Genomic DNA, 13,563 nt, shown 5'->3' with positions numbered 1-13,563 from the left:
AGTCCTTGTTGGTCTTCGGGGAATCATATCGCCTCGGATACTTCCTACGGTCCACCCCCTTTTTTCATTGGACTCCGGGTAGAAAGACCGAGAATGCTCCACGCGGAACTCATCACAGTATAAGCAACCCGCGCATAGTTCTCATCACCGGAGGAAGGGCAGGCCACCTCAATGAGATCAGCCGTAGGACATCAACGTATCCTACGGCTGATCTTGTCACACAGTGTGCCCGAGCTTATCTACTGGCCGGGCCGCCAGCTAGCACCGTGAGGTCCGTGGCCCGGGTTCACGGCGGGAACCGGCGTGGATACCGTCCTGCGGGGCCCACGTTCGCTGTTGTTTGAAGCTCCTGACCCGGAGTCGGAAACTCCGACCCGGACATCCTGGCGTCCTTCGCGTTCCGCGAGAACACGTTCATTGTGCTCACGAATCTTACGCTGGCGGTTCTTGAGGGTGACCAGGATAGGTGTGGCGAGGAACACCGATGAGAATGTTCCTTCAATCACGCCGATGAATTGGACGAGCGCGAGATCCTTCAGGGTGCCAACTCCCATGAGCCACACCGCCACGACCATAAGCGCTGCAATGGGAAGCGCGGATATGACCGTCGTAGCGATGGACCGCATCACCGTCTGGTTGACAGCGAGGTTCGCCTGCTCAGCATACGTTCTCCGTTTCGTATTGAGGAATCCCGCCGTGTTTTCCTTTACCTTATCGAATACGACAACGGTGTCGTAGAGCGAGAACGCAAGAACTGTGAGCAGACCGATGACCGTGGCCGGGGTAACCTCGAATCCGATAATCGCGTAGATACCCGCAACAACAACGCCGTCGACGAATAGGCCCGCCATGGCGGCGATCGCCATGTCGCGCTCGAAACGTACGGTGATGTAACCGAAGATCAAGACGAGGAACACCCCAAGTGAGAGCAGCATCCGATTCGTGATCGTCGATCCCCACGATTCGGACACCGTCGAGTCACCAACGACATCGGGGTTCGGTTCACCGGAAGCATCCACCGGCTGGAAGCTCCCGAATAGTTCCTCGCGGGCATTCTGGATCTGCTGCTCATCGAGGCGCTCGGAATTGATCTCAAGGATCCGTGAGTCTCCGGCACCGACGACCTGAACCTTCTGTGGAATAACACCGGTGGCCTCAGTGAACACCTCGGCCGCTGCCTCAGTGGAGATACCTTCCGCAGGCATGTTCATTTTGGTTCCCCCCTCGAAGTCAATCCCGAGCGTGAACCCGCGGATGACTATCCCGAGGAAGCAGACAACGAGAACGATGCCCGTGATGGCATACCAAACCCGACGGCGCCCGACAAAGTCGATTCCGCCCTCACCTGTGTAGAGACGTCTGAAGATGGAAGAACTCATGATTATTTCTCCTCGTTCTCGCCGGACTCGACACCGGAGTTTACTGAGGCTACCGGGGTTGAACCCGATGGCGTGGCGCCCGCTTCACTGAGTCGAGCGATGGTCTGCGCATCGGTTTCTCCGTCAAGCGCGTTGTCGGCGTGGTCTCCTGCGAGCCATTCACCACGGGTACGTCGTTCTCCCGCAACCCTCATGACCCCAGCAAGTCCGTTGACCCGCGGGCTAGCGAAGAACCGCTTACGTGAAGCAAGAATGACTAGCGGGGATGTGATCAGGAAGATCACCAGCAGATCGAAAACGGTCGTGAGGCCGAGTGTGAAGGCGAAGCCCTTGACGTCTCCGACTGCAAGAAGGTAAAGCACGACAGCGGCGATCAAGGAGACGAAGTTGCCGGAGAGAATAGTGTGCTTGGCTCGCTCCCATGCCCTCGGCACCGCAGAACGGAATGTCCTTCCCTCCCGGACCTCATCCTTGATTCTCTCGTAGAACACGACGAAAGAGTCAGCGGTGGTACCGATTCCGATGATCAGACCAGCGACCCCGGCGAGATCCAGGGAGTACCCGATCCAGCGTCCCAGGAGCACAAGCGATCCATAAATCAGCGAACCTGATGCGAAGAGTGTGAACACCGCGAGGAAACCGAAGATCCGGTAGTACGCAAGGCAGAACATACTCACCAGGATCAGGCCGATGATCCCTGCGATCAGACCGGCTTTGAGGGACGCAAATCCAAGGGTAGCCGGGATGGTCGTGGCTGTACCACCTCGCTCGCCATTCTCCCCCGCGAAGGACAGGGGCAGCGCCCCGTAACGGAGGTTACTGGCGAGGTCCATCGCTTCCTGCTGAGTGAAGGACCCGGTGATCGAGGTACCGGATCCGACCGGTGTCGGAGACTGGATGACAGGCGCCGAGATCACCTCGGAGTCGAGGGTGATGGCCACCTGACGCTTCAGGTATTCCTGGGTCAGGGAAGCCCACGATGCACCGCCCTGCTCACCGGGGCCGGATTTGAAGGAGAAATTAATCTCCATTTGCCCGGTCTGAGGATTCAGACCACCATTGATCGGACGATTGGTGTCGATTTCATTTCCGCTCAAACGCATCCCGTGAACTGGATCGGTTTCCCCGACGAGAAGCGGTGACGGACCGAGGATGTACTTCGCTCCGGATTCCACGTCGCAGGCGACGAGAGGCTTCGCTGGATCATCGGTGCCTGCGATCGGATCGAGTTCTTCGTTACAGATCAACAACGATGCCGCAGCGAGCTGGGTCGTCGGGTCCTCGGACTGCCGATCCTCACGCAGCATCGCGGTGACCTCAGCGCGGCGTTCCGCCGCCTCGATTGAGTTCGCGGGTTCTTTAGGAGCCGTTGCACTGATCTTCGGCGCATCAATCTTCTCCACCTCGACGGTAGCACCGGAATTCTCCGATTCAGGGGCGGAAGCCCCCTCATCTGTCCCCTCAGCCTGTGCTTGAATGTCTGATATTGCTTTGGCCTGCTGTTCTGCGTCGAGGTTGAGTTGCTCGGTCAGTTGATTGACAGCGTCCTGGGCTTCCTCGGGAGTTATCACTCCGAGGGATACCCATCTCTCCGCCATTTCGGTCTGTTGTTCAAGTAACCGCTCCGGATCTGGCTGTCCCGGCTCCGCGACGGGGCGGAACAACAATTGGGAGGTCTGTCCGAGAGCCCGTGCCTGGGATGTATCCTCACCCGGAACCGTAATCACGAGCGTATTACCGTCGGTCACCACCTCTGCACCGGAGACACCCATACCGTTGACACGGTTCTGGAGAATGTTACGGGCCTGATCCAGTTGATCCTTCGTCGGTTCCTCACCCTGGGGAACCAGAGTCACCCGAGTTCCACCTTGAAGGTCGATGCCCAGTCGGGGCTTCGCCGAGTGGTCACCGGTCAGCAGGACCAGTGAGTAAACGAAGATCAGGATCACCAGGTAAAGGGCGAGCGCGATCACCGGCCAGTTCTTCTGCCCGACGCGTCTGCGCCCAGATTGCGAAGCCAATGGAGTGTCTCCTTGTGTCTCAGCGTATTCCGTTGGCCCGCGATTTCCGGAAGGGAAACTCGGCCAGCGCTGATAGGGGTTTCGGACGGATGAAACTCTGCCCCTGGACAGTCCAGGGGCCAGCGTTCATCTGTGCTTGTGGTCGTCATAGCATTTGTCCGGAACGGAGCCTGAGACCACACTGTGGGTCACGCCGTCCGGTCGTCACGGTTATAGTACGGCATCCGGGGCATCCGACCGGTTGCGGTCTCCCCTCTCGCCAGCAAACCGAGAATTAGGCGAGGATAACCAGATTATCCGGGTAGTGTCGTACCGTATATCCGGGTTTAATTCCGTTCGCCTCTGGTCCCATCATCAGGATGCTCGATGGCCTCCGAGCGGACAATCTCATCATCCTCGTTTCGATCATTTGAATCGGTGCGGACATCCGTGTCCTCCCAGAATCGTTCATTGGAATTCATGCCGTCGGCAGCGGTGGACACCGACGATGTATCCACCTTCCGGATGATCGCGCTGCGTTCCCAGGTCATCGTCACCCCCACTGCGATCTCGAGATCCACCAGTTCCTCAGACATTCCACGGACTACCCCGTGAACGCCTGACGTTGTGACGACCCGGTCCCCAGCGTGCAGGGAGTTCTGCAGGGACTGAATCTCCTCCATGCGACGACGCTGACGGCGTGCCTGAATCGTGGTCGGGATGATGAAGATGGCGGCAATTGCTCCGAATATCAAGATATTGGTGAGATCCATGTCCACCACTATGCCAGAGACATGACCTCGAATCGCACAGTCGGGTCTGCGGTCTGCTCTATACGAGCGTAGCCTTTACCGATCAGCCCTGAAGCGCCCCAGGTTCAATGCCGGGTGTGCCCTCAGGAGGTTGGAGCCCCAAGTGACGCCACGCAGCTACCGTCGCCACCCTCCCTCGTCCGGTGCGTGCAATCATCCCGGCCCGGACTAGGTAGGGTTCACAGACCTCTTCCACGGTCGCGGGTTCTTCACCAACAGCTACGGCAAGGGTATTCACCCCAACCGGGCCACCACCGTGACCTCTGATCAGTGCATCAAGAACTGCTCTGTCAATCCGGTCCAGTCCCATTGCATCGACGTCGAAAACCACGAGAGCTGCACGTGCGGCACCGATGTCTATGTGTCCGTCACCGTACACCTCCGCGAAATCGCGGACGCGTCGCAGCAACCTGTTCGCGATCCTTGGCGTACCCCGGGAGCGTGATGCTATCTCGCCGGCGGCATCTGCGTCGATGGTTACTCCGAGGATTCGGGCCGCACGCGTCACCACCCTCGTCAGATCTGTGGTGTCATAGAACTCCATTTGTGCGGTAAAGCCGAACCTGTCCCGTAACGGCCCCGTCAGCATCCCGGAACGGGTTGTCGCGGCAACCAGAGTGAATGGTGCCAGTTCGAGGGGGATAGACGTGGCTCCGGGTCCTTTACCCACGATAACGTCGATCCGAAAATCCTCCATCGCCATGTAGAGCATTTCCTCCGCAGGCCGCGCCATCCGGTGAATCTCATCGATGAACAGGACATCCCCTTCCATGAGATTGGACAGCATGGCCGCGAGATCACCGGCCCGCTCCAGAGCGGGACCGGAGGTCATCCGGAGGGAACTGCCGAGTTCCTGCGCGATGATCATCGCCATTGTCGTCTTTCCGAGACCCGGGGGACCTGACAGTAGGACGTGATCAGGTGCAACCCCTCGTTTCCTCGCTCCAGTGAGAACGAGGTCCAACTGATTGCGTACCTTCGGTTGTCCGATGAATTCGTCCAGGGAACGAGGACGCAGGGTGGTCTCAATGTCTCCGTCAGCCGGTTGCCGATCCGGGGCTACTGACGCATCCACTGGGCGGCCTCGGCCGCTGACTCCATCTCTGGTGTCCGGTAACTGAAACTCGGTTTTCTCGATGTCGGACATGTCCTCACCCTAATCCCACGAAGATCGGGAGTACTTCCAATCCTTCAGCTTGCGGCATCAGGCCCGTCCAAGGCGAGCGAGCGCCGCTCGGAGTGCACCGGCGGTGTCGAGTCCTGGGTTCTCTTCGGAAACCGCATTCACCGCTGTCGCTGCGGTGCGCTCGGGGAACCCGAGTCCGATCAACGCTTCGACCACCTGTTGCGGAATGATCATTCCGGGGACGACCTCCGTCTTCTCGGGCGCACCTCCGGCAGTGTATGTTCCGACTTTGTCCTTCAGATCAACGATCATCCGTTCAGCCATGCGCTTACCGACACCAGGGATACGTTGCAAACCACGCACATCACCTCCACCGATCGCGACCGCCAGCTCGCCGGGGTCGAAGACCGATTGTGCAGCGAGGGCCAGACGCGGTCCGAGGCCAGACACAGTCTGCAGGAGCGTGAACATTTCCCGACTCTCGGGATCGGTGAATCCATACAAGTTCATCGCATCTTCACGGACAACCAGCGTAGTGAGTACCCGGGTGTGCTCTCCCCTATGCAGTGTCGCGAGGGTCTGCGGGGTCGCGGTGAACAGATACCCCACTCCGGCACACTCGATGACCGCGGTATTGAGTCCGACGTCGATGACTTCTCCGTGGAGTGAAGCGATCATGCTGAAAAACTCCTCTTGCCTCTGTCCGGGGAAGGTGTCCCTCCGGTGACTGCTCCTTGATGATTACCGACGACACGCCCCTGTTGCTGCCGGAAAATCATGGGTGCCCGCCAGCAGTGGCACACAGCCAACGCGAGGGCATCAGCCGCATCAGCCGGTTTTGGCGGTTCCGAGAGCCCGAGAATTCGGGTAATCATCGCGGTCATCTGTTTCTTGTCCGCACGACCATTTCCGGAAATGGCCTTCTTCACCTCGCTGGGGGTGTACATGTGGACGGGAATGTTTCGTTCAGCGGCTGCGAGAACGAGAACCCCCACGGCATGAGCGGTATGCATCACGGTAGAGACGTTGCCCCGCTCGAAGACCCTCTCCACTGCAACCACATCAGGTTGATATTCCGCCATCCATTCCCGGACAGCGACGGACAAACGAAGAAGTCGGTGTGCGAGATCTTCCGTAGCCGGTGTCCGCACGACACCGACCGATACCGGGAAAACCGCACGTCCTCTACCCGCCTGAACAACAGAGAGCCCGCACCTGGTCAGTCCCGGATCAATCCCCATCACTCGTATTCCCTCGAGATTCACCCGTGACACCGGTCCCTCCGTCGATGCGCCCCACTACCAATGTAGGTACCGGGCAGAATCACCCCAGTCATCCGGCGGGGATATCGGATGACCAGCGGACCATTCCATGAAGAGCAAGGTTGAATGAGGGAGCCGCCGGACCACAGCCCAGATTAGCACAGACTTGCGAATCGGGTGCGGATCCTGCGATTGTCCCAGACGGTGGGTTTAATCCTCTTCGAGTTCCGCCAGAACCTCGGGCGAAAGATCCATATTGGTATAGACGTTCTGAACGTCATCAGACTCCTCGAGGGCGTCGATGAGTTTGAATATGCGGCGGGCGTCGGCAGTTTCGAGCGGCACCTCAACCGATGCACGGAAGTCACTGTCAGAGTCATCAACCGGGATATCCGCCGCAATGAGTGCATCCTTCACTGCGGGAATGTCTCCGGGAGAGGAAACAACCTCGAAGAGGTCACCCACCTTAGTGACGTCCTCCGCATCAATTCCAGCCTCGAGAACAGCCATGAGGAGATCATCCTCCGTGCGCCCCTCGGCAGCCACGGTTACGATTCCTTTCCTGCTGAACAGGTAACTGACCGCACCGGAATCCGCCATTGACCCACCGTTCTTGGTCATCCGCGTCCGAACCTCGGTGGCTGCCCGGTTCCGGTTGTCGGTGAGACACTCGATCAACACCGCGACACCATTCGGTCCGTAGCCTTCGTACATGATCGTCTGCCAGTCCGCGCCACCAGCTTCCTCACCGGAACCACGTTTGCGGGCACGCTCAATATTGTCGTTCGGAACCGAGGCCTTCTTAGCCTTCTTGATCATGTCATCCAAGGTCGGGTTGGCGGAAGGGTCACCGCCACCGGTACGTGCCGCCACCTCGATATTCTTGATGAGTTTGGCGAATTCCTTACCGCGTTTCGCATCGTTGGCGGCCTTCTTGTGCTTGGTGGTCGCCCATTTGGAGTGGCCGGACATCGTATACCCTTTCCTCGGTGCGGTGCTCTGTGTCCGTCATCCGATGAGTCGGATCACGGATGACGAGAGGGACTGTGCCCCCTCCCACCAATGTCACTGACGACACGGCGGCACCACTGAAATACGTCGTTTGATTCGTTCCGATTATACGCGGACCATGGCAGCACCCCGAGCCGGGTCCACATAGCGATTCCTTCACATGCTGGCCGTGACCATGTCCCGGAACATCTGGTGTACCCTCGTGTCCCCGGTGCATTCCGGATGGAATGACGTAGCGAGGACAGTGCCGGACCGGACGGCGACAACCGCACCCGCGGCAGGACCGTCCGGGACGGTCGCAAGTACGTCGACACCGGGTCCCACCCGTTCCACCCAGGGGGCACGGATGAAGACGGCGTGGACGGCGCCCTCAATCCCGGCGAATGCAAGGTCTGTCTCGAAAGAGTCGACCTGCCTGCCGAATGCATTCCGGCGTACCGTCACATCGAGTACGCCGAAGCTATGTGCGTCTGCGCGGGTATCAAGGACCTCTCTTGCCAACAGAATCATTCCCGCGCAGGTTCCGTAGACGGGAAGTCCGTCAACGAGGAGCTTCCGTAACGGCTCCAGAAGCCCTCCGAGATCAAGGAGTTTGGACATCGTGGTAGATTCTCCACCCGGAATGATGAGCCCGTCGATCCCCTCCAGGTGTTCCGTACGCCGGATCTGCCGGTGCGCGACACCTATGCAGTCGAGAGTCTTCTCATGTTCTCTGACGCCGCCCTGCAGCGCCAGAATCCCGATCATCACTGTGGTGATGTCCTTTCATTGGTGGCCAGTGTGGACATGGGGATGGACTGTGTTCCCGGTCTCAAGGTACGCGCTAATCCCTCCTGAGTGACAACCGCCACCAGGTTGCCGGCTCGGTCGAAGATACGTCCATGAGTCAGAGCCCGGCCCCCCGACGCTGACGGGGATACCTGGTCGTAGAGGAGCCACTCATCGGCACGAAACGGGCGGAGGAACCACATCGCATGATCAAGCGACGCCTCCTGAACCTCCGCCCCGGGGTGCGGCACCAGCGCTGACTGGAGCAAGGTCATATCAGACATGTAGGCCAGGGTGCAGACGTGCGCGACATCGTCGTCAGGTAACCGCGTCCGCGATCTAAGCCATACCACCTGTTGACTCGCAGTATAGGGATTGTGCTGGTAGTGGGCTGGATCAACGACTCTGATGTCGAAATCACTCCACTCCGCCAACAGCGCACGCATCGATTCCCGCATATTGGACACGTCCGTCACTATTTCCTCCGGATCAGGAACTTTCCTCATCTGGTCGGAGTGCTCAATACCGTGGTCACCTGAGCAATGGAAGGAAGCCGACATGATGAAGATCGGCTGCCCACTCTGAATTGCCCTGACCTGGCGGGAGCAGAAGCTTCTCCCATCCCGGATACGATCAACGAGAAAAATCGTGGGGCGGTCAGATCTCCCGGCGGATACGAAATAACCGTGGAGCGAGTGCACCGCGAACCCGTCATCCACCGTCCGGGTCGCCGCCACGAGTGCCTGTGCAGCGACCTGACCACCAAAGGTACGGAGCAGTGCGGACTCGATCACGGTTCCCCGGAACAGGTCCCTCTCGATCTGCTCCAGATCAAGGACCCGGTTTATTCTGGCCATGATCCTGCTTTTGCTCCTCGACACCGACTAACCCGGCACACCCGTTTCCCAGGGCGACGTGGGGCCTGAATAAAACGCGGATCGGGCCCCGGAACGGTGAAATTCAGTTCCAAAAGGCCCGAAAACGCTTGAAACTACACGGCCGCGCCAATACTGGAAAGACCAATCTCCGACACCCGCCGACTTCCGGCTTCAGCATCCTGCGGTGCAACGAGCGACTGATTATGCAGAAGCTCGGACAGACTTGATGCACGGTCCCCCACAAGGATCGGATCGGAGTCGATGGTGTCGTTGATGTTGCGGAGCTCCGTCAACAGTTCATCCACGGAAAAGCCGCAGGCTCCGTCAGCACAGTCGAGGATGACATAACGGCAGTTTCGGAGCCGCTTGCTGTGCAACACCATTCTGGCGGTTTCCGCGCTACGCCGCAGTTCCCCGCGGTCCAATCCAGCACCGGAACCCGGGCCAAGATCCTCGAGGAACCTCTCCAAGCGTTGAACACCCCCTGCAAACTCTCCGGCGAACACCACGGAATCAGTCTCCGTGACCAGTGCAGGTTCGGAACTCAACAGGATCTTGAAAACCAGCGGAACGCCGTCAGCATGCTGCCCCAGCAGGATGCGGTCACCACCCTCGGGCGCTGACGCGGCGTAGATACGGCTGCGGTTAGCCATGAACGAAACCTCCTGCTGAAAATGAACGGTGCTTTGATCCCAGTGTAGTCCCACGGACGGGCGGTCACACCCATCTCAGGATCCTTCACCACCCACGTTCGGCAAGTCGGTGAGGCTGCGGAATTTCATCCACATTGATCCCGACCATGGCCTCACCGAGACCACGGGACACCCTTGCGATGGTCGCCGGATCCTCGTAGTTCTGGGTTGCTTGGACGATAGCGCGGGCACGCTCGGCGGGATTACCGGACTTGAAGATTCCGGAGCCCACGAACACACCATCTGCTCCGAGCTGCATCATCATCGCGGCATCAGCGGGGGTGGCGATTCCACCGGCGGTGAAGAGGACGACGGGGAGGGCACCAGTCTCCGCGACCTCGCGAACAAGCTCGTAGGGTGCCTGAAGTTCCTTGGCGGCGACGTAGAGCTCATCTTCAGCCATGGAGGACAGGCGCTTGATCTCCGCACGAATGGTACGCATGTGGGTGACCGCGTTGGATACGTCGCCAGTACCCGCTTCCCCCTTGGACCGGATCATCGCTGCTCCCTCGTTGATACGCCGGAGCGCCTCACCGAGATTCGTCGCACCACACACGAACGGCACGGTGAACCCGAACTTGTCGATGTGATTCGCGTAATCGGCGGGTGTGAGCACCTCGGACTCGTCGATGAAATCCACCCCGAGCGATTGGAGAACCTGTGCTTCCACGAAATGACCGATACGTGCCTTAGCCATCACCGGAATGGAAACGGCCTCGACGATGCCCTCAATCATGTCGGGATCTGACATGCGGGACACGCCCCCCTGGGCGCGAATATCCGCGGGAACCCGTTCGAGGGCCATGACTGCGGTGGCACCGGCATCCTCGGCGATCTTGGCTTGCTCCGGTGTAACGACGTCCATGATCACGCCGCCTTTGAGCATTTCTGCGAGACCGCGTTTGACTCGTGCTGTGCCTCGGGTTGGTTCGTTGTTGCTCACTGCGTTTTCCGTCTCCTGTATGCGGGGTGGGTCCTGGAAAGTACCCGCTCATAGTAGAACGGAAGACCCTTCGAGGTACACAACAGGTCGACTTACTTTCACCACCGCCCGGGATGGCCCTGGGCTCAGCTCTCGCTGTCATTGAGAGAAAGCGCGAAATACTCTGGGAGAGGTGCCGTCCCACCAAGCCTCATGAGCCGCACGAGCGGCCGGGTGCGCAGCGCCCTCGTGCGGGTCACATAGTCGTTGTAGAAGCGGTAGGACGTGTCCACCCGAAACACCGCGCGCTCCAGAAGTTCCGGGGGATCTCCCTCCATGTTCCTCATGTGGGCACTGATGCGGTGCTCCAGTTGCGCCCGTTCCGTGAAACTCCCGGGAAGAAGTGGAACGTCGATCGCCTGCCGCGCATCAGCCTCTGCCCCCGGGGTGAGAACCCCCACGAGATCCGCACGCCTATCGAGGGCCGCTTGTAGACTCGACAGTGCCGCATCCGTCCCTATGTGCAGCCGGTTGAGCCGTTGCGCCGTGAAATAACACCAGCACGCGAATGCGGTCACGATGACCGCCAGAGTTACCCATATGATCAGCACAGACGCACCCCTGATCCATCATCGACGGTACGGTAGACTTCGAGAACCTTGTCCGCGACCGCCTGGCAGTCGTACTTTTTCGCTCTCCGGTGACCAGCCGCGATCAGAGCTAGTCGCCGATCCTCATCATCCAGGAGACATCTGAGTTTCTCTGCGAGATCACCATCGGAGCCAACAGCGAACAGAAGTCCCGACGGTTGCTCGGATTCGACATCACAAACAGCAGCAAACGCCTCAAGGTCGCTGGCCACCACGGCAGCTCCGGCAGCCATTGCCTCGACGAGGACAATCCCGAAGGACTCTCCCCCGGTATTCGGAGCCACGTAGATGTCGGCGGCCCCGAGAATCGCGGCCTTCTCCTCATCGCTGACGCGTCCCACGAAACTCACGGAGTCCATGGACCGGGGTGTTCCGCCTCCGATCACCGTGCAGTGGACCTCGCGTTCTAGTTTCGCCAATGCCCGCAGGAGAATGTCGAGGCCTTTCCGCGGTTCATCGAGTCTGCCGAGAAAGACGATCTCGGGGCGTCGATTTTCCCGCCGGGGCCTGTTCCCTGCCGCCACCGCACGTTCATGATCGATACGCGCAGATTCGAAGAAGGCGGTGTTGACCCCATTGGGAATGAGGATCGGGTCTCCACCGAGTTGCTCGACCTGCCAGCGACGAGCCATCTCAGACACCGCGATTCCGCCGCGGATCTTCTCCAGCATCGGCCGGAGCAGGGGCATAGCGAGACGAAGAAGACGTGATCCTGACGATGAAGCATGATAGGTGGCAACTATCGGCCCCTCCGCGAGACGAAGCGCCGACATTGAGAAACTCGGGGAGTTGGGTTCATGGATGTGCAGGACATCGAAATGCCCGTTCCGGATAAACTGCCGCAACCTGCGGTTCACCCAGGGGCCGAATGACAGCCTAGCGACGGACCCGTTGTAGCGGAACGGGAAGCTTCGGCCCCCACGGATGACGAAATCAGGTACCTCAGTGTCTGCGGAACAAGGCCCGATCACCTCGACATGGTGCCCGGAATCGATAAAACGATGTGCAACATCGATAATGTGAGCCTGGACTCCACCAGGTTCATCAAATGAATACGGACAAACGACTCCTATCCTCATTGCGACTGCCCGGCCTTACGCTGAAGTCCGCGTGCAAGGCGATCAGCATCAAGATCGGCGTTCCACTGCGGCTGGAGCATGTGCCAGTCAGCGGGGTAGGCGGCAATGTTAGCCGCAAAGATGTCCGCCATCTTCTGCACGGCCGCATCGATATCCTCGCCGACGATGATTTCATCGGAGACACTGAACCCCCACCCATCGGAGGTGAAGTAACTGTGTGCGACATGCAGAGCGGCACCGGTATCCCGGGCAAGCCGAACGGCACCGCTCGGCATCCGGGCCGACTCACCGAAGAAGTTGACTGTCACCCCCGTGTGTTTTAGGTCTCGCTCCCCCATCAAGCAGACGATCCCACCAGACTGGAGTCGATCTCGGAGAATGGGGAAAGGTGGGGGCCCACCGGTCAACGGCAACACCTCGAATCCGAGTGTCGTACGGAACCGCACGAAGGCGTCATACAGCACCTCGGGTTTCAACCGCTCCGCTACTGTGGTGAAGCTGCCGTACCGTTGCACCATCAGGAGCCCCGCCATGTCCCAGTTTCCGGAGTGTGGCAATACCAAAATCAGGCCCCGTGGCGAGGCCACCGCCGCATCCAACGTACGGAGTCCAACCACATTGGGGGCGAGTTCCGCCAAGAGATCCCGGCGCTTCGCCAGGACCGGCAACCGAAACGCCTCAAGCCAGTAACGTGCATAGGAACGAACCGAAGCTCGAACGAGGTCACGGGTCACGTTCTCCGCACCTACAACTCTGGTCAGGTTCGCACGGAGCTGTTCCATACCACGCCCCCCTCCCGACGCGAGATCCGCTCCGAAGGTGAAGAGCGCTCGCGCAATCGGAGCCGGAAGCCAACGGACGACCCGCCACCCGAGCAGGTACCCCACCGCGGCAGGATCACCGGAGAGCACCGCTTCAATGAGATCACACCTCGGGCGGCGAAAGTTCCCGGGCCAACATCGATCAGCGTGGTTGCCGTCCATG

14 protein-coding genes are annotated in these 13,563 nt (G+C 59.5%); all 14 read right to left on the bottom strand.

Going from position 1 to position 13,563, the window contains the following annotated elements; genetic code table 11:
* Nucleotides 1-239: 239 nt before the first annotated feature.
* The gene (gene secF, locus QWU43_RS03210; protein ID WP_370917204.1) at nt 240-1,382 is read right to left on the bottom strand and encodes a protein translocase subunit SecF; all 1,143 of its coding nucleotides are present in this window, start codon (nt 1,380-1,382) and stop codon (nt 240-242) included.
* Nucleotides 1,382-3,400, bottom strand: a complete 2,019-nt coding sequence (secD, locus tag QWU43_RS03205; RefSeq protein WP_370917094.1) for a protein translocase subunit SecD — start codon at nt 3,398-3,400, stop codon at nt 1,382-1,384. The genes secF and secD overlap by 1 nt, the downstream gene beginning before the upstream one ends.
* 326 nt (nt 3,401-3,726) lie before the next feature.
* On the bottom strand, nt 3,727-4,152 hold the full coding sequence (gene yajC, locus QWU43_RS03200) for a preprotein translocase subunit YajC (protein WP_370917093.1): 426 nt from the start codon (nt 4,150-4,152) through the stop codon (nt 3,727-3,729).
* Between the two features lie 82 nt (nt 4,153-4,234).
* Complete coding sequence (gene ruvB, locus QWU43_RS03195; protein ID WP_370917092.1) at nt 4,235-5,338, bottom strand: Holliday junction branch migration DNA helicase RuvB; 1,104 nt, start codon at nt 5,336-5,338, stop codon at nt 4,235-4,237.
* Nucleotides 5,339-5,395: 57 nt separating this feature from the next.
* Nucleotides 5,396-5,995 carry a Holliday junction branch migration protein RuvA gene (ruvA, locus tag QWU43_RS03190; protein WP_370917091.1) on the bottom strand — a complete coding sequence of 200 codons (600 nt, stop codon included), beginning with the start codon at nt 5,993-5,995 and terminating at the stop codon, nt 5,396-5,398.
* Entirely contained in the window at nt 5,992-6,582 is a 591-nt protein-coding gene (ruvC, locus tag QWU43_RS03185) for a crossover junction endodeoxyribonuclease RuvC (RefSeq protein WP_370914298.1), read from the bottom strand. Before ruvC ends, ruvA begins: the two co-directional genes overlap by 4 nt.
* Before the next feature lie 207 nt (nt 6,583-6,789).
* Entirely contained in the window at nt 6,790-7,551 is a 762-nt protein-coding gene (locus QWU43_RS03180) for a YebC/PmpR family DNA-binding transcriptional regulator (RefSeq protein WP_370914063.1), read from the bottom strand.
* A gap of 195 nt (nt 7,552-7,746) precedes the next feature.
* Nucleotides 7,747-8,337 (bottom strand): pyridoxal 5'-phosphate synthase glutaminase subunit PdxT, encoded by a 591-nt coding sequence (gene pdxT / locus QWU43_RS03175; protein WP_370914062.1) that lies wholly within the window; start codon nt 8,335-8,337, stop codon nt 7,747-7,749.
* A complete protein-coding gene (locus tag QWU43_RS03170; RefSeq protein WP_370917090.1) occupies nt 8,337-9,215 on the bottom strand; it encodes an acyl-CoA thioesterase in 879 nt (292 codons plus the stop codon). Before QWU43_RS03170 ends, pdxT begins: the two co-directional genes overlap by 1 nt.
* A 134-nt stretch (nt 9,216-9,349) precedes the next feature.
* Nucleotides 9,350-9,889 (bottom strand): hypothetical protein, encoded by a 540-nt coding sequence (locus QWU43_RS03165; protein WP_370914060.1) that lies wholly within the window; start codon nt 9,887-9,889, stop codon nt 9,350-9,352.
* Nucleotides 9,890-9,974: 85 nt separating this feature from the next.
* Nucleotides 9,975-10,871 carry a pyridoxal 5'-phosphate synthase lyase subunit PdxS gene (gene pdxS, locus QWU43_RS03160; RefSeq protein ID WP_370914059.1) on the bottom strand — a complete coding sequence of 299 codons (897 nt, stop codon included), beginning with the start codon at nt 10,869-10,871 and terminating at the stop codon, nt 9,975-9,977.
* Between the two features lie 125 nt (nt 10,872-10,996).
* Nucleotides 10,997-11,461, bottom strand: coding sequence for a hypothetical protein (locus QWU43_RS03155; protein ID WP_370914058.1), 465 nt, complete (start codon nt 11,459-11,461; stop codon nt 10,997-10,999).
* Nucleotides 11,455-12,579 carry a glycosyltransferase family 4 protein gene (locus tag QWU43_RS03150; RefSeq protein WP_370914057.1) on the bottom strand — a complete coding sequence of 375 codons (1,125 nt, stop codon included), beginning with the start codon at nt 12,577-12,579 and terminating at the stop codon, nt 11,455-11,457. Before QWU43_RS03150 ends, QWU43_RS03155 begins: the two co-directional genes overlap by 7 nt.
* Nucleotides 12,576-13,562 carry a phosphatidylinositol mannoside acyltransferase gene (locus QWU43_RS03145; RefSeq protein ID WP_370917089.1) on the bottom strand — a complete coding sequence of 329 codons (987 nt, stop codon included), beginning with the start codon at nt 13,560-13,562 and terminating at the stop codon, nt 12,576-12,578. The genes QWU43_RS03150 and QWU43_RS03145 overlap by 4 nt, the downstream gene beginning before the upstream one ends.
* Nucleotide 13,563 lies beyond the last annotated feature (1 nt).

The organism is Corynebacterium sp. CCM 9204 (genome assembly GCF_041357695.1).
GTDB lineage: Bacteria > Actinomycetota > Actinomycetes > Mycobacteriales > Mycobacteriaceae > Corynebacterium.
This window is presented reverse-complemented; position numbering and strand designations above follow the sequence as displayed.